Raw genomic sequence first — 14763 nt, 5'->3', positions numbered from 1 at the left:
TGTTTGTTTTATGTTAACACTGTCATCCCATAGCTTGTCCACGGGATCCAGTAATAAAAAATACAGCTATAAAAAGCTCGATTTATCTCGCTTTATGCTGGATCACGTGGACAAGCCACGGGATGACACAGAGGACGTTTTTTGATCGACGCGGCAATCTCAGGAATTAGTATTATTTCATGAGATTGCCACGTCGCCTACGGCTCCTCGTAATGACGAGGTGGTTAAATCAACATACACTTCATATAATTCTCTTCTACCCCCACCAACTTCGCTTTAAATATCTGCCCTATTTCTAAAGGTTTATCTAACTTCACCGGAATAAAATTCTCGGTATGGGCGATATTATTATTCTCTACCAATAACTCTAATTTCTGACCTATATGCTTCTTAAAGAACTCAGATAACTGATTCTGCCCCTCTTGTCTTAGAATTTCAGCTCTTTCTTTCCTTATAGCTTTCGGTACTTGCGGCATACGTGCTGCAGGTGTTCCTTCTCTTTCCGAATAAGGAAAAACATGTAAATATTGTAATTCCGCTTCTGAAATTAATTTTCTTGTATTTTCAAACATTTCAGGAGTTTCAGTCGGGAAACCTGCTATAATATCAGCTCCAAACGATACTTCCGGTCTTATAGCCCGCAACTTTCGACAAAACTCTATTACATTTGCCCTATTATGACGTCTTTTCATACGTTTTAATATCATATCATCGCCTGCTTGCAAGCTAATATGAAAATGCGGCATTATTCTCTCACTATAAGCTATAAGCTCAAAAAGTTCATCATCTATTTCTGCAACATCTATTGAAGATAAACGAAGCCTTTTTAGTTCAGGCACTAAATTTAAAACTCGTTTAATCATTTGTGCAAATGTTGGGCTTCCTGGTAAATCTGAACCGTAAGCCGTAACGTCAACACCGGTAAAAACTACTTCTTTAAAGCCGTTTAGTACTAAATGCTTTACCTGCTCTGCTATAGCTCCTATCGGTACTGATCTACTTTTACCTCTACCGTAAGGGATAATACAGAAAGTACAAAAATGATCACAACCGTTTTGTACCTGAATAAAAGCACGAGATTTACCGTCAAAGCTACTTACTAAATGACCTGCCGTCTCTTTCACCGACATTATATCGTTAACTGCTATTTTTTCATCCGTAATTTGGTAATAGCTAGGCAATAACTTCTCTTCATTACCTATAACTTTGTCAACTTCCGGCATATTACCATACATTTGTGGACTTGTTTGAGCGCTACAACCGGTAACGATAATTTTTAAATCAGGATTATTTTTTTTAGCCTTGCGGATAGCTTGTCTTGCTTGTTTCTCAGCTGCTTTAGTTACTGCACAAGTATTGAATATTGCTACATTATCGATACCCGATAATTCCAAATTTTTTCGTATTATCTCACTTTCGTAAATATTAAGTCTACAGCCGAATGTTACTACTTCTTGTCTTAAATTATTGCTCACAATAATATTTCCCACGTGCTACAAGCGTAGCTGCTCCTTGCATTATTATATTACCGTTTTCTTCTTTCATAGTAAGGCTGCCATGCTTAAATACTAACATACTCGGTGAATGGATAAAACCGAGCTTTAAACCGGCAGCAAAACTACCGCAAGCCCCACTTCCGCAAGCAAGAGTTAATCCTGCCCCTCGCTCCCAAACGGATAAATAGATTTTATTATCTTTTACTTCAGCAAAATTAACGTTTACCCCATCTGCGAATAATTCCTTAGCCTGTAATTTTTCACCGACGATTTTTTGATCTTGAGGTTCTAACTTACTAAAAATAACCAAATGTGGATTACCTATATCAACGCAAATAGTTTCCTTTAAATCAATCATATAACGCTCTGCGAGTTCCCAAATTTTATCACGGCTTGGCATCCAAGCTTCATTAAAACTAACACTTCCTACATTAACACTAATATTATTTTCATCCTCCACATTACATAGCAATTTTTTATTGCCTACCATTACAGTAATATCTTTCTTTCCCGTATCAAGATAAATTAACTTGGCTAAACATCTTGTAGCATTACCGCATAATTTAGCACTAGAGCCGTCTATATTATAGATAATCATCTCATAAAAATCATCATGCTCTTCATAAATAATAAACTGATCACAACCTATACCCATATGACGATCAGCCATATTTTTTGCTAACTGCGATAAATCATATGAACTTAATAAATCTCGTTCGTTAACAACAACAAAATCATTACCGAGACCATGCATTTTTACAAAGTTAATTTTACTAATCATAATGTTTTACATATTAGGAAATTGTATTATAGCAAATTTCTTGGAATTTGCTATAATGAAGTGATGATATATAAAAATATAGACTATTATGCTAATTTCACGTTTCTTAGACCCTAAAAATAACTACGCATTTTTAAAAATTTTCGGTACAGAAAAAAACAAGGATATACTTATTCATTTTCTAAATGATATTTTGGGTTATACGGGAGAAGAAATAATTACCGAAGTTACTTTTTTAAAAACTAACCAAGATCCTGATATTGCAGCTTATAGACAATCTATAGTAGATGTATTGTGCAAAGATAAACACGGTACTCAATTCATCGTAGAGATGCAAGTAAGTAAACATCCGGGCTTTGAGAAAAGAGCTCAACTTTATGCGGCAAAAGCCTATTCAAGGCAAATACTCAAAGAGGATGAGAATCATAAGAAAATGGCAGTATACGCAAAACTCCGAGGAGTAATATTCTTAGCTATTGCCGATTTTATTTTATTTCCCGATAAAAAAGATTGGAGATCAAATCATAGGCTTCTTGATACCAAGACTTACGAGAACGACTTACAAGATTTTTATTTTATTTTTTTAGAACTTGAGAAATTTAATAAAGAATTAGATCAATTAGAGAATCTTCAAGAAAAATGGGCATATTTCTTTAAACATGCACATGAAAGCACTCTAGAAGAAATGGAGAGTTTAATAGGTCATGATTTTATTATTAAAAAAGCTTTTTATGCTTTAGATCAAGCTAGTTGGTCTGAAGAAGAGTTAAATACTTATGAAAAAATGATAAAAACCGAAATGGATAATTTAGCCGTAGAAGAACAAAAAATTATGGATGCCGAAGCTAAAGGAGAAGCAAGAGGAGAGACCAAAGGAGAAGCCAGGCAAAAAATTTCTATGGCTAAAAAAATGTTAGCAAAAAATAGACCTTTAGATGAAATTATGGAATTTACCGATTTAACAGAAGAAGAAATCGAAAAGTTAAAGTAATGAAGATACTTAATATTATGCTAAGTCGTGATCTTGGCGGAATTCAACAAGCATTTTTAGATTATAATGCAGCTCTTGAAATGCAAAAAATTGAGGTTATAAATATCACTTCTTACAAAGCAAAAATAAATTCTTTTCTACATAAGACAAGTTTTAAACTACCTAACTTAGTACCGATTGATCCGTTATCGGTACTTATTCTTAAATATATAATCTACAAAATTAAACCCAATATAATTATAGCACACGGTAATAGAGCAATAAATTTTAGTAAATTTGCTAAATCACAAAATATAAAATTAATCGGTATCGCTCATAATTATAGTTTAAAAGGACTACGTAAATGTGATTTTATTATTGCCTTGACGCATCATATGAAAAAATTTTTACTAAAAAATAACTTTGCCGAATCTAGGATATGCACCTTACCGAATATGATAAATATTTCTAAAGACTTTACTCCAAATAAAACATATAGAAAACCTATCGTAATTGGTGTACTAGCAAGATTTGTAGCTAAAAAAGGTGTTGATGTTTTTATTAATGCTATAAAAATTTTAAAAGAAAAAAAATATGATATTAAAGTTGTTATAGGTGGAAGCGGTGAAGAAAAAGATAATTTAATTGCTTTAGCACGTAAACTTAATTTACAAGATCAAATATCATTTACGGGATGGGTTAATGATAGAGATAATTTTTTTAAACAAATAGATATTTTTTGTTTACCGTCTCTTCATGAACCGTTTGGAATTATAGTGCTTGAAGCAATGGAGGCAAGCATTCCTATCGTTAGTACAGATACTGAAGGACCTGCAGAAATCTTAAGCGACATGCAAGACGGGCTTATTTGTAAAGCCGGCTCTGCTGAAGATTTAGCAGAAAAAATCGCCTATCTAATAGATAACCCTATAAAAGCAAAGGAATTTTCTAAAAACGCCTATCTTACTCTCAAACAAAATTATAATATTAAAGTTATTTCTGAAAAGTTAGCAACATTATTACACAGTTACAAAAATAGTTAGTTGAAAAAACAATAGTCTATATTGACATAGTAGTTTAAAAATTCATAATTAAAATTAAGTAATGTTAATTTATTTTATGAACCTACTAAAGAATTTTATGTCATTCCTGCAAAGGCTAGGCATTGCTGTACAAAATCGTCATTGCGAGCGACCAAAGAAAGGGAGCGTGGCAATCCAGAAAAATAATAAAAATGTTAAAAATTAGCATTTTTAACTGGATTGCTTCGTCGAAACTTACAGTTTCTTCTCGCAATGACGATGAAAATCAATCCACACAACAATGCCCTTATAGAAATAACATACCTGCTATATCAATTTTTATATTCCTGTTATGTAGTTGTAGTACTAAACAAAATAATACTATCCCTAACCTCCCATTACCTACTACTTGGAATAATTATTCTATAGCACAGAAAGATAATACATCCTCCAAGTGGTGGTTGCAATTTAACGACACAATGTTAAATGAGCTAATTAAAGAATCATTAGACAATAACTCCGATATTGAACTAGCAATGAGTAATGTGCTAGCAGCAAAAGCTCAACTTAACCTTGTTAATTCTTATAGATTTCCACAAATCAATTTACAGGGAGGAGCAAATCGAACAAAAAATAGCAAGGAAACAAAAGCACCGAATTAGCCAAAATTTTCTAATAATTTTGGGCTAGCAAGCGTGCTTAATTATGAACTGGATTTATGGGTGGCAGCTGCAAACGCTAGCGAATCGGCTAAAAAAACTTTCCTTGCAAGCGAGTATAGCAAGGCAGCGGTACGTTTATCGGTTATAAGTAACGTCACTATAAGTTACTTTAACCTTTTAGCATTAGACAAACAAATCTATCTAACTGAAAAGCTAATTGAGGCTCAAACGGAAATTTATAAATTAAATCAGAAATTATATAATCTTGGTGTGGGTGATTTAATATCGGTTAGTGAAGCTGCTTCCGAGCTTGCACTTACTAATTTATCATTACCGCCTTTAAAACAACAAAGACATGAGCAGGAAACCGCTTTGAAAATTTTAGTAGGTAGGACTCCTGAAAATATAGTAAACGGCTTAATTTATCGTAATAAACCAATAGATTACTTTCCTGCTATACCGGTATCACCTAAAATATTACCGTCAGAACTTTTAGAGCAAAGACCGGATATTAAAGCAGCAGAGCAGAATTTACTAGCAGCAGATGCAAACTTAAAAGCAATAAAAGCTACTTATTTTCCGCAAATTTCTTTAATAGGTTTATTAGGATTCGGTAGCAATAAACTTAATACTCTATTTACTAACTCAGCTGAGACTTGGCAGGTGGGCGGCAACATAGCAGGACCTATTTTTGATTTTGGCAAAACTAGAGCTAATGTACAAATTGCCGAAAGTGTTAAAGAACAATATATAGCACAATATAAATCAGTAGTACGCACAGCTTTTTAGGAAGTTATGGATGCTTTATCGTTTGAACAAACATCAAACAGTAATTTTCATATTTGGCAACAAAATGAAGCAGCTTTAACATCTATATTTAAGCTTGCTGATCAGCGTTATAAACGAGGTAATATAGATTACTTAACAGTGCTTACAGCTAAACAAAACGTACTACAAAACGAAATTGACGGGGTGGCTATAAAACTTTCACAGCTAAGTTCTATGGTTAATATTTTCCATACACTCGGAGGGGAGTGGTAGTACAAGCAACGTCATTGCGAGCGTTCACCGACTTTGTTGCAGGAATCGAAAAATGCACTCGGTGTCATACCGTGGCTTGACTGGTCTTGTTGCATGGCTCAGTTTTTCGTCATTACAAGAAAGCATTGTTGCGTGGATCAATTTTACCTCTATCATCCCACGAGCTTGTAGCGGGTTCCAGTTAAAAATACTAAAATTATTAGTATTTTTTATTGTTTTTATGGACCCCGTGGTCAAGCCACAGGGTGACACCGTAGGTTTTACCAGTCCACACAACAATGCCTCCTTGCAATGACGATTTGGTAGCCATGCAACAAGGCTAGCACTTTACAGGAATGATTATATTATATCGAACAAGCATTACTGCCGTTATCATCATCTTCACGGATAAATTTTTGCTTTACTTTAGAATTATTATTATACGGCTTACTATTTTTTACCGGTGGATAATTTACAGGTTCATAATTTGTAACGGGCGGTGCATAATTTTGGTTTACGGTAGCATTTGGACAAGTATATTTTGATATATCACGCTTAGTTTCTCTAAGCATTGCTTTTATCTGATTTAATTCCTCTTGCATCTTTTTTTCTTTATCGCTATCGTCTTTTCTAACTTTTTTATTCGCTCTACTTAAAGTCATATCATCATCGGATTCAGCGAAGCCGGATTCTGCTTTTTGCCTTGCTATATCCCTTTTAATCATCTTAAGATACATTTCACGATTTCTCTTTACAGGATCGATTCTTTCTCCTCTTAAAGGACTATCGCTATCATAGTCATCATCATCGTCGTTATCATAATCAAGATTATCTTCTACTATATTCTTTTTAGCCAAAGTAATATATTTATTATTATATACAGGTTTTCTTTTGCCGCCTTTAGCACCTTTACTATCAACTAATCTATTATTTGCGGATCTTTGAAAATAGCTTCTAAAATTATCGGTACAAGCCGAAAGTAAAAACATTCCTAAAAATAATATTATAATTTTTTTTAACATATATTTATATTATTCCAAAACTTTTATTATGATTAATGCCACATAATAGCTAAACTTGCAAGGATAAAGTACTAAAGTTCTGTGTGCTTAATTAAATTATTGTTATTCTGAGGTATTTTTGGTCTTGTTGTATGTTTCCCATTACGTCATTGCGAGCTGACATTGTTGTATGAATCGTTTTATGTCATTCCCGCGTGGACTTTCCGTCATTGCAAGAAGAATTACTTAGTAATTCGACGAAGCAAGGAAGAAAAAAAATTCTGATTTACAGAGTTTTTTTATTATTTTTTCTGGATTGCAGCAAGGCTTTGCTCCTCGCAATGACGATTAGATATCCACGCAACAAGGCCTTCCCGCGTGGATTGAAAAACACTTTCAGTGTTACCCCGTGGCTTGTCCACGGTATCCAGTAAAACAACTAATATTTTTAATTGGACCCCGTGGTCAAGCCACGGGGTGACAAATCACTTTTTCTATTAAATCACTTAATAACACCTGCCCTTCTTTTCTTCTTTTTAATAAATTTTGTGAAGCATCCTCTAATATCTTAGGATTATTTATCAAATCGAGTATTTTATCTGCTAATTTTCCTGCAGAGATATTATTCTGCTCTAAACACCATCCGGCTTTTTTATCTGCAAGCAATTTTGCATTGTAATATTGATGATTATTTGCAGCACTAGGCAGCGGGATAAAAATTGCCGGCAACCCTATATAGGTCAATTCCTCTATAGTAGATGCTCCTGCTCTTGAAATCACTAAATCAGTTTCTTTATATTTTAATGCCATATTATCAAAGAATTCGGCAAATTCATAATTAATGTTTAATTTAGAGTATATATCTTTTATTTTTACTTGATCATCTAATGCTGCTTGCTGGATTATATTTAATTTAAGATTTGGCTGTTTTTGCATTAAAATTTGAATACTTGCAGGTATCAGCTCTGAAAATAGCTTAGCTCCTTGACTACCGCCAAAGATGAATATAGTAAAAAGCTTGTCATTCTGTGGCTTGACCATAGAATCCAGTCTTTTTTTTATTTTTTTGGACACCGTGGTCAAGCCACGGGGTGACACTGAGTACACTACAGAATCCAACTCCCTAATATTCCTTCTAACTACTCCACCAGTAACTACTATTTTACTTTTTATAAATTCCGGTAAATTTTTTACGTCTTCATAAGAAATAGCTATCTTTTTAGCAAAGCTTGCAAAAAATTTATTAACTTTTCCAAGATAAGAATTCTGTTCATGAATTATAATCGGTACTCTTAAAAAAATTGCCGCAAACATTGGAGCTATAACAGGATAACCGCCAAATCCTATAATAGCTGAAGATTTGATATTATATAATAATTTAATAGCTTTTAAGATCGCAATTGATAAATTTGGTAAAAATAAAAAAATATTATCTGAGCGTTTTAAATCTAAGATATGAAAAATTAACCCCATATTCTGACTTATATATTTTTGGCATCTTAAATCAGTAATAAAATGAACTTCATATCCACGCTTGATTAATTCTTCTCCAAGAGCAACAGCCGGAAAAAAATGCCCGCCCGTACCACCTGCTACTAAAATTATTTTTTTCATATTTCAATATTACGAATTTTGTACGAATTTAAAGGTGTTCTGTGTCTTGTAAAGCCAAGAAGCATACCGGTAGCGATAGCAATTGCAAGCGTCGAAGAACCACCGTAACTAATAAACGGTAATGTCATACCTTTAGTAGGAAGTAAATGCAAAGTCACCCCCATGTTAATTATTGCCTGAAGCCCTAATTGTGCAATTATACCGCTAGCAGCGAATTGTACAAATTTATCTGTTTCGTTTAATAACTTAATAAGACTTCTTAATACTATAAAAGCAAATATACCTATAACAATAAGGCAAATAATAGCACCAAATTCCTCACCTGCTACGGCAAAAATAAAATCCGTATGCGAATCGGGTAGTACCTGCTTTACTGCTCCCTCCCCTGGACCTCGTCCATATAATCCGCCATGCTCAAAAGCCTTAAGAGACTTACTAACTTGATAATTCTCGCTACTATCGGGATCTAAAAATGAATTAATTCTTTGCGTGACGTGCGGTAACCAAAAATAAGCGATAGTTACTCCTATCATTCCTAAAAAACCGGCTAGAACAATCCAAAATATCGGCATACCCGCAATAAACAGCTGAATACCGAAAACTGCCGTAATCATTACAAGCATTCCAAAATCCGGCTGAATAATTAAGAGAATAGCAACAATAGAATAAAGTATTACACAAATCGTAAAACTTGGAAAATCATCATTAAATTTTAGCGATAATATCCAGCCTATAACAACCGCAAAAAACGGTTTGATAAATTCCGAAGGCTGAATAGATAGACCTAAAATATTAATCCATCGCACTGCCCCTTTTACTTCATAACCAAAAAATTTAACTGCTATTAATAAAACTATACTAGCAATAAACCCAACTATTGCAAAACGCCTTAACCATTTTTTATTAAGACATGAAAATAATAATATAAGCCCTGAAGCGGCAGCTAAATAAAATATTTGTCTAGATGCAAAATAACTTTCTTCAAGCCCTATTCTACTTGCTACTGCTGAACCTGAGGTAGTAACAAGCATTAGACTAAAAGCAAATAAGATAATTAAAGAAATTATTATTTGCCTATCGGTACTCCGCCACCATAATTTTATAAAATTATTAGATATTTCGTTATTTATAATAAACATTTGATGTTATTCCTAGCTAAAAGCGGGCTTGTTGCATGGCTCAAAAAACGCCCTCGATGTCACCCCGTGGCTTGACCACGGTATCCAGAAAAATAATTAAAAATATCAATATTATTGATATTTTTAACTGGATCCCGTGAATAAATCATGGGATGACAGGAAGAAAATCGAGCCATGCAACAACACAGCTAAAAGCAGAAATCCATAAAAAATAGTAATATAATATTAGTATATAATTTGTTTAAAAACTGGATTCCCGCTTTCGCAGGAATGACACAAGATTACTACACAACCTCATAAACAACTCGCCACGCTCTTCAAAATTTTTAAACTGATCATATGAGCTACAGCTAGGTGCTAACAAGATATTTTTCACCTCCGCGTTATCACCTACTGCATCCTTATAAGCAAGCTCAAAAGCCTGCTCAAGATTATCACATATTACAAAATCTACTATATTCTTAGCAGTATTTGCAAATATTTCTTTAGCTTGACCGTAAAAATAAGCTTTCTTAATTTTACTAAAATAAGGCTTTATTTCCTCAATACCGCCCTCTTTAGGGATTCCTCCAGCAAGCCAGTAAATATTATCTAATGCTTTAATTGATTGCACGGCAGATATGGCATTTGTTGCTTTACTATCATTATAAAAACTTATATTATTTATACTACCGATATATTGCATTCTATGAGGTAAACTTTGAAAACTACTTATAGACTCAAGTATTTTTTTAGACTCTACTCCTATTATTTTAGCTACTGCATAGCTTGCAGCGATATTCTCATAATTATGAGTTCCTTGCAAATTTTTATTAAAAAATAATTTATAACTTATATCATTATCGTTAATTTTATTATCAACTACCGAAATGCCGTTTTCAAGAATTTTAGTAACCGAAAAAGGAATTAGTTTTATACGCTGCTCTTGCTGCAATGTTATAAAAATTTCACGACAATAATCATTATCAATATTAATTACTGCATAACTATCTTTATCCATTCGATCAAAAAGCTTAGATTTTGCTGCAATATAACCGGTCATGTCTTGATGTCTATCCAAATGGTCGGGAGTTATATTAAGAAGCACGGCTATTTTAGCTGTAAAGGTTTTTACTAGATCTAGCTGAAAAGAAGACAATTCAAGTATATATCCATCCTTACTTGCTTTAGCTTCCAAAGCAGGAACTCCAATATTACCGGCAACCGGATAGTCTAAACCGTTACTATTTAAGATATGGCTTATTAAAGCAGCAGTAGTACTTTTACCGTTTGTACCGGTTACGACGATAAAGTTTAAATTTTTTGATTTTTCAAATAATAAATCTATATCGGAAATGATTGGAATATTAAAATTTTTTGCAATACCTACTATCTTATGCGTTAAAGGAATTCCAGGGCTTAAGACAATTTTATCTAAATTTTGCCATCTTGAATCAGATAAAGCAGCAATTGAGTTGTTGGTATATAATTCTTCAAATATATCTCTATTTGCTTTTAAATCATCATAAACAATTACGTCACATTTACCTTGCAGCTCTTCATAAACCGATATACCGGTTTTACCAAGCCCAAAAACACCTATTTTTTGTTTTGTATGAGAATTCATGATTTTATAATTGAAAGGGTGAGCGAGAAACTGTCATCCCGTGGCTTGACCGACGTTGTTGCATGGCTCGTTTTATGTCATTCCCGCGTAGGCAGGAATCCAGTAACCTTTACTGTCACCCCGTGGCTCGACCACGGGGTCCATAAAAATAATTTTAAATACTAATAGCTATTAGTATTTAAAGCTGGATCCCGCGATCAAGTCGCGGGATGACAAAGTGGATTCCCGCCTACGCGGGAATGACATAGAAAAACCTTAGTTTATCTCTTGCATTAAAGCTTGTTCACCTTCATTAAATTCACCCTGTCCTTTTATATTATTATAGGTCGATTTACTATTCCCGGGATCAGGCAAATAATAATGAAGCGGAACTTCTAGTGCTTTAGCACGCTGTACTTGATACTCATTAGGTCCGGCTGTTGATATACCTACGGTTTCTTTTAACTTTTTACTACAAGCAGAAGTAATTAATAAGACAGTAACTAATAAAAAAATCTTTTTCACTTATACACCTTTAATTTAAATTATATTTTATCGTCATTGCCTTATTCGACATTACGAATTTTTTCAGCCATAGCTTCAATTTGAGCATTATTATAATTCCCTTTAGCCTTTTCTTCAATAACTTTTTTAGTACTATAATAATCTTCTATTAAGATAATTACTCCTATTGTAATAAAGCAATCAGCTAAATTAAATACGGGAAAGCTATAATTCTGATAATGAAAATGGATGAAGTCAAAAACTGCTCCTCTAAAAAATCTATCAATTAGATTACCAACAGCTCCGCCGATTACAAAGCTATAACCTGCAAAACTCACTATTGTTTTTGAACGTATCATCAAATAATATAAATAACAGACAATAAGCGTGTTAGTTATTAAAAAAACAGCATTGCTATATTGATAATATTCACGCATTAGACCAAAACTAATACCGTAATTCCAAGTATAAACCATATTTAAGAAAGAAGTAACCTTGAGCATTAAGCCTGGTTTCCATCTCAAATTATCAATAAACCACCATTTACTTAACTGATCAATAATCACTAAGGTTATTATTATACGACTACTACGAGCAAATGTTATATATATTTTTTTTAGGAGTAGGAACATAGATGTTTATGAAATATTAAATGTATGGGAGTGGTTATGCAAATCGTCATTGCGAGGGAAAACTGTAAGTTTTGACGAAGCAATCCAGTAAAAAATTCTGATTTACAGAATTTTTTATTGTTTTTCTGGATTCCCGCTTTTAGCTAGGAATGACATAGATGCCTAGTAATAAACGATACTACAAAGAAGTTTCAACTGCTTTACTTACTTGCAATTCCTTATCAAGCTTAATATTCAAAGCTTTTATTTCTTTTTTTAATTGTTTAAATTTCTCTAAATTTTTTCCGTTTAATTCTACACCCGGTGTTGTTTTAACCGACATAGGATTAACATATTTGCCGTCAATTTTAACTTCATAATGCAAATGTGGACCTGTAGCTCTGCCGGTACTCCCAACATATGCTATAACCTGCCCCTGTTTTACGATACTTCCCACTTTTAAATTTTTTGCAAAATTTGAAGCATGAGCATAAGCAGTAGATAGCGTACCACTATGTTTTACCTGAATAAATTTTCCATAACCCGACTTCCAACCTATCTCCGTTATAACTCCGTTTCCTGCGGAATATATAGGCGTACCGGTTGGAGCTGCAAAGTCAACTCCCTTATGTATTTTAGTATAACCGAGTATCGGATGCTTTCTATTACCGTAATGTGAAGAAACTTTTATAACTTTTAGCGGAGTTTTAAGTAAGCTTCTTTTTACGCTTTTACCGTCTTCGGAAAAAAATGCATGATTATTTGCATTATTGTCATGAGAATAACGATATATATTATATTCTTTTCCTGAAAGATTTAATGAAACATATAAAATTTTACCGTGGTGAGAAAATTTACCGTCTTCCGTTACGTATTTTTCCGTTATTACGGTTGCGGTATCACCGCTTTTTATTTGACGCTGAAAATCGATTTGATAAGCATAAGCATTAATCAGCTCTATTATACTATTATTCGATAAACCTAGTTTTTTAAGGGCTAACATAAAATTTGATTCAATACTTACCGACGATTTAGCAACTTTTTTACTTAAAGGTACTATAATTTCTTCAACTTTAAAATTATCACCTTCTCTAATTACTTCAATAGTTTTTAGCTTATCGATAATTATAACGATTTTATTTAAGAATGTTACCTCTGAAGTTAAATCTTCATCTTCGTTTTCGGTAATTTTTGTTTCATATTCAAAAGTAATTTGCTGCCCTATTTTAAGAGCAGAAGATAATTTTCCCTCTTTTATTAAACTTACAATTTTTTCTATTTCATTTTTAGGGATATGTTGTTCTATCAAAATTGACTTTATAGTATCGCCTTTTTTTACTACTACTTCTTTAAATGAAATTGTTTCTTCTTCACTACTATCAGGTTGTACTAAAGTTATGGATAAAGTGTCGTTAACATAATTATTAACGGCAAAAGAGACAAAAACAACTAATGCTATAAATAATAATAAGGAGGAAGAGGTGAGAATTTTCCTGAGACGTGCACTAATAAGAGATGATGGTAATATGTCATTAAAATCATAAGATAGTGCTGTATCATTCATTAAAATTGCTCTGAAGATTATTTGAATCAATTTTCATTACTAATAATAATATGAACTATATACAAACAAATTACAATAGAAAATTGTAAAATTTTGTTTTATTTCTGTTTTATTAGTTTTTTATTGATTAAAATTAAATTTTTTATATAAGTTAATTTTCATTAACTTATATAGAGAAAGATTATGCCTAGACTTTTCCTATTCCTATTAATTTTTATAAATCTTATGTCCTGCTCATCTAACCATAATACTGTCAAATTGCCCAAAATAGAATATTATGAGAATATTTCTTTAAATAAAAACTGTCCTATAAATAGTGAAATAGTTCTAGTAGGCGGTTGTTTTGATTTATTACATTACGGTCATATAGAATTTCTACGCAAAGCTAAAAAACAAGGTAAATACTTAATCGTTGCTTTAGAGCCTGATGAAACAATTATTAAATATAAAAAACGTCAACCTATTCATAATCAATTACAACGAGCAAAAATTTTAAGTTCTTTCACATTTGTTGATAAAGTACTTATATTACCTAAACTAAAAGATTTTAATGATTACGCTCGGTTAGTGCAAAATATTTGTCCTTCTGTAATCGCTGTAACAAAGCACGATCCTCAGTTAATAAATAAACAAATTCAAGCAAAATTAATAAATGCGAAAGTAATAAAAGTTATTGACTTACTGCAATATCCTAATATAGGCACACTTTCTAGCTCAAATATTATTAAAAATATGTAGTTTTTACAAAAATTTATCGATTTTTACTTTAATAAAACTGTATATACATTTATATT

Annotated in this window: 17 protein-coding genes and 1 pseudogene; 8 read left to right on the top strand and 10 right to left on the bottom strand. The window is 32.5% G+C overall.

Annotated elements, in window-relative coordinates:
• The first annotated feature begins 10 nt into the window (after nucleotides 1-10).
• A complete protein-coding gene (locus tag SB78_RS07435; protein ID WP_081420874.1) occupies nucleotides 11-145 on the top strand; it encodes a palindromic element RPE4 domain-containing protein in 135 nt (44 codons plus the stop codon).
• 79 nt (nucleotides 146-224) lie between these two features.
• Here SB78_RS07435 and mtaB read toward each other — a convergent pair whose 3' ends face one another.
• Together mtaB and dapF are read right to left on the bottom strand one after the other, a co-directional pair.
• Complete coding sequence (gene mtaB / locus SB78_RS00725) at nucleotides 225-1490, bottom strand: tRNA (N(6)-L-threonylcarbamoyladenosine(37)-C(2))-methylthiotransferase MtaB (RefSeq protein ID WP_081420873.1); 1266 nt, start codon at nucleotides 1488-1490, stop codon at nucleotides 225-227.
• Nucleotides 1465-2277: a diaminopimelate epimerase gene (gene dapF / locus SB78_RS00720; RefSeq protein ID WP_041077697.1), complete on the bottom strand. Its 813-nt coding sequence runs from the start codon at nucleotides 2275-2277 to the stop codon at nucleotides 1465-1467. Before dapF ends, mtaB begins: the two co-directional genes overlap by 26 nt.
• Before the next feature lie 88 nt (nucleotides 2278-2365).
• On the opposite strand from dapF, the gene SB78_RS07430 reads away from it, so the two are divergent.
• The 3 genes and pseudogenes from SB78_RS07430 (at nucleotide 2366) to SB78_RS07425 (ending at nucleotide 5972) form a co-directional block, all read left to right on the top strand.
• The gene (locus SB78_RS07430; RefSeq protein WP_081420872.1) at nucleotides 2366-3268 is read left to right on the top strand and encodes an Rpn family recombination-promoting nuclease/putative transposase; all 903 of its coding nucleotides are present in this window, start codon (nucleotides 2366-2368) and stop codon (nucleotides 3266-3268) included.
• The gene (locus tag SB78_RS00710; RefSeq protein ID WP_041077696.1) at nucleotides 3268-4290 is read left to right on the top strand and encodes a glycosyltransferase family 4 protein; all 1023 of its coding nucleotides are present in this window, start codon (nucleotides 3268-3270) and stop codon (nucleotides 4288-4290) included. Before SB78_RS07430 ends, SB78_RS00710 begins: the two co-directional genes overlap by 1 nt.
• Nucleotides 4291-4481: 191 nt before the next feature.
• Nucleotides 4482-5972, top strand: a pseudogene (locus SB78_RS07425) (efflux transporter outer membrane subunit).
• 24 nt (nucleotides 5973-5996) lie between these two features.
• Here the strand turns inward: SB78_RS07425 and SB78_RS09845 are convergent.
• Together SB78_RS09845 and SB78_RS00690 are read right to left on the bottom strand one after the other, a co-directional pair.
• The gene (locus tag SB78_RS09845) at nucleotides 5997-6248 is read right to left on the bottom strand and encodes a hypothetical protein (protein WP_199402674.1); all 252 of its coding nucleotides are present in this window, start codon (nucleotides 6246-6248) and stop codon (nucleotides 5997-5999) included.
• Nucleotides 6249-6316: 68 nt separating this feature from the next.
• Nucleotides 6317-6973 (bottom strand): hypothetical protein, encoded by a 657-nt coding sequence (locus SB78_RS00690; RefSeq protein ID WP_041077694.1) that lies wholly within the window; start codon nucleotides 6971-6973, stop codon nucleotides 6317-6319.
• A 378-nt stretch (nucleotides 6974-7351) separates the two neighbouring features.
• On the opposite strand from SB78_RS00690, the gene SB78_RS08995 reads away from it, so the two are divergent.
• Nucleotides 7352-7453, top strand: coding sequence for a proline/betaine transporter (locus tag SB78_RS08995; protein ID WP_146624983.1), 102 nt, complete (start codon nucleotides 7352-7354; stop codon nucleotides 7451-7453).
• On the opposite strand, the gene murG is transcribed toward SB78_RS08995, so the two are convergent.
• Nucleotides 7418-8566, bottom strand: a complete 1149-nt coding sequence (gene murG, locus SB78_RS00685; RefSeq protein WP_041077691.1) for an undecaprenyldiphospho-muramoylpentapeptide beta-N-acetylglucosaminyltransferase — start codon at nucleotides 8564-8566, stop codon at nucleotides 7418-7420. The two genes, SB78_RS08995 and murG, sit on opposite strands and share 36 nt — an antisense overlap.
• Nucleotides 8563-9696 carry a putative lipid II flippase FtsW gene (gene ftsW, locus SB78_RS00680; RefSeq protein WP_041077736.1) on the bottom strand — a complete coding sequence of 378 codons (1134 nt, stop codon included), beginning with the start codon at nucleotides 9694-9696 and terminating at the stop codon, nucleotides 8563-8565. The genes murG and ftsW overlap by 4 nt, the downstream gene beginning before the upstream one ends.
• 44 nt (nucleotides 9697-9740) lie before the next feature.
• Between ftsW and SB78_RS11875 the strand changes: the two genes are divergently transcribed.
• Nucleotides 9741-9845 carry a proline/betaine transporter gene (locus SB78_RS11875; RefSeq protein WP_410524486.1) on the top strand — a complete coding sequence of 35 codons (105 nt, stop codon included), beginning with the start codon at nucleotides 9741-9743 and terminating at the stop codon, nucleotides 9843-9845.
• A 101-nt stretch (nucleotides 9846-9946) separates the two neighbouring features.
• Here the strand turns inward: SB78_RS11875 and murD are convergent, their stop codons facing one another.
• Nucleotides 9947-11311 carry a UDP-N-acetylmuramoyl-L-alanine--D-glutamate ligase gene (gene murD, locus SB78_RS00675; RefSeq protein ID WP_041077689.1) on the bottom strand — a complete coding sequence of 455 codons (1365 nt, stop codon included), beginning with the start codon at nucleotides 11309-11311 and terminating at the stop codon, nucleotides 9947-9949.
• Here murD and SB78_RS09540 point away from each other — a divergent pair.
• A complete protein-coding gene (locus SB78_RS09540) occupies nucleotides 11300-11476 on the top strand; it encodes a hypothetical protein (RefSeq protein WP_158510070.1) in 177 nt (58 codons plus the stop codon). The genes murD and SB78_RS09540 overlap by 12 nt on opposite strands.
• Nucleotides 11477-11566: 90 nt before the next feature.
• Here SB78_RS09540 and SB78_RS00670 read toward each other — a convergent pair whose 3' ends face one another.
• The 3 genes from SB78_RS00670 to SB78_RS00660 form a co-directional block, all read right to left on the bottom strand.
• The gene (locus SB78_RS00670) at nucleotides 11567-11815 is read right to left on the bottom strand and encodes a DUF3035 domain-containing protein (protein ID WP_041077687.1); all 249 of its coding nucleotides are present in this window, start codon (nucleotides 11813-11815) and stop codon (nucleotides 11567-11569) included.
• Nucleotides 11816-11856: 41 nt separating this feature from the next.
• Nucleotides 11857-12426, bottom strand: coding sequence for a signal peptidase II (gene lspA / locus SB78_RS00665; protein WP_041077685.1), 570 nt, complete (start codon nucleotides 12424-12426; stop codon nucleotides 11857-11859).
• Between the two features lie 178 nt (nucleotides 12427-12604).
• Nucleotides 12605-13969 (bottom strand): M23 family metallopeptidase, encoded by a 1365-nt coding sequence (locus SB78_RS00660; protein WP_041077683.1) that lies wholly within the window; start codon nucleotides 13967-13969, stop codon nucleotides 12605-12607.
• Between the two features lie 225 nt (nucleotides 13970-14194).
• Here SB78_RS00660 and SB78_RS00655 point away from each other — a divergent pair, with 225 nt between their 5' ends.
• The gene (locus tag SB78_RS00655; RefSeq protein WP_338112025.1) at nucleotides 14195-14707 is read left to right on the top strand and encodes an adenylyltransferase/cytidyltransferase family protein; all 513 of its coding nucleotides are present in this window, start codon (nucleotides 14195-14197) and stop codon (nucleotides 14705-14707) included.
• Nucleotides 14708-14763: the final 56 nt, after the last annotated feature.

This window comes from Rickettsia asembonensis, from assembly GCF_000828125.2.
Taxonomy (GTDB): domain Bacteria; phylum Pseudomonadota; class Alphaproteobacteria; order Rickettsiales; family Rickettsiaceae; genus Rickettsia; species Rickettsia asembonensis.
This window is presented reverse-complemented; position numbering and strand designations above follow the sequence as displayed.

Bases quoted from the DNA above. Each gene is read 5' to 3' on its own strand.
- dapF (WP_041077697.1), bottom strand. From the start codon at position 2,277: ATGATTAGTAAAATTAACTTTGTAAAAATGCATGGTCTCGGTAATGAT.
- SB78_RS00710 (WP_041077696.1), top strand. From the start codon at position 3,268: ATGAAGATACTTAATATTATGCTAAGTCGTGATCTTGGCGGAATTCAA.
- SB78_RS00690 (WP_041077694.1), bottom strand. From the start codon at position 6,973: ATGTTAAAAAAAATTATAATATTATTTTTAGGAATGTTTTTACTTTCG.
- murD (WP_041077689.1), bottom strand. From the start codon at position 11,311: ATGAATTCTCATACAAAACAAAAAATAGGTGTTTTTGGGCTTGGTAAA.
- SB78_RS09540 (WP_158510070.1), top strand. From the start codon at position 11,300: ATGAGAATTCATGATTTTATAATTGAAAGGGTGAGCGAGAAACTGTCA.
- SB78_RS07435 (WP_081420874.1), top strand. From the start codon at position 11: ATGTTAACACTGTCATCCCATAGCTTGTCCACGGGATCCAGTAATAAA.
- SB78_RS07430 (WP_081420872.1), top strand. From the start codon at position 2,366: ATGCTAATTTCACGTTTCTTAGACCCTAAAAATAACTACGCATTTTTA.
- SB78_RS00660 (WP_041077683.1), bottom strand. From the start codon at position 13,969: ATGAATGATACAGCACTATCTTATGATTTTAATGACATATTACCATCA.
- SB78_RS11875 (WP_410524486.1), top strand. From the start codon at position 9,741: ATGGCTCAAAAAACGCCCTCGATGTCACCCCGTGGCTTGACCACGGTA.
- lspA (WP_041077685.1), bottom strand. From the start codon at position 12,426: ATGTTCCTACTCCTAAAAAAAATATATATAACATTTGCTCGTAGTAGT.
- SB78_RS00655 (WP_338112025.1), top strand. From the start codon at position 14,195: ATGTCCTGCTCATCTAACCATAATACTGTCAAATTGCCCAAAATAGAA.
- murG (WP_041077691.1), bottom strand. From the start codon at position 8,566: ATGAAAAAAATAATTTTAGTAGCAGGTGGTACGGGCGGGCATTTTTTT.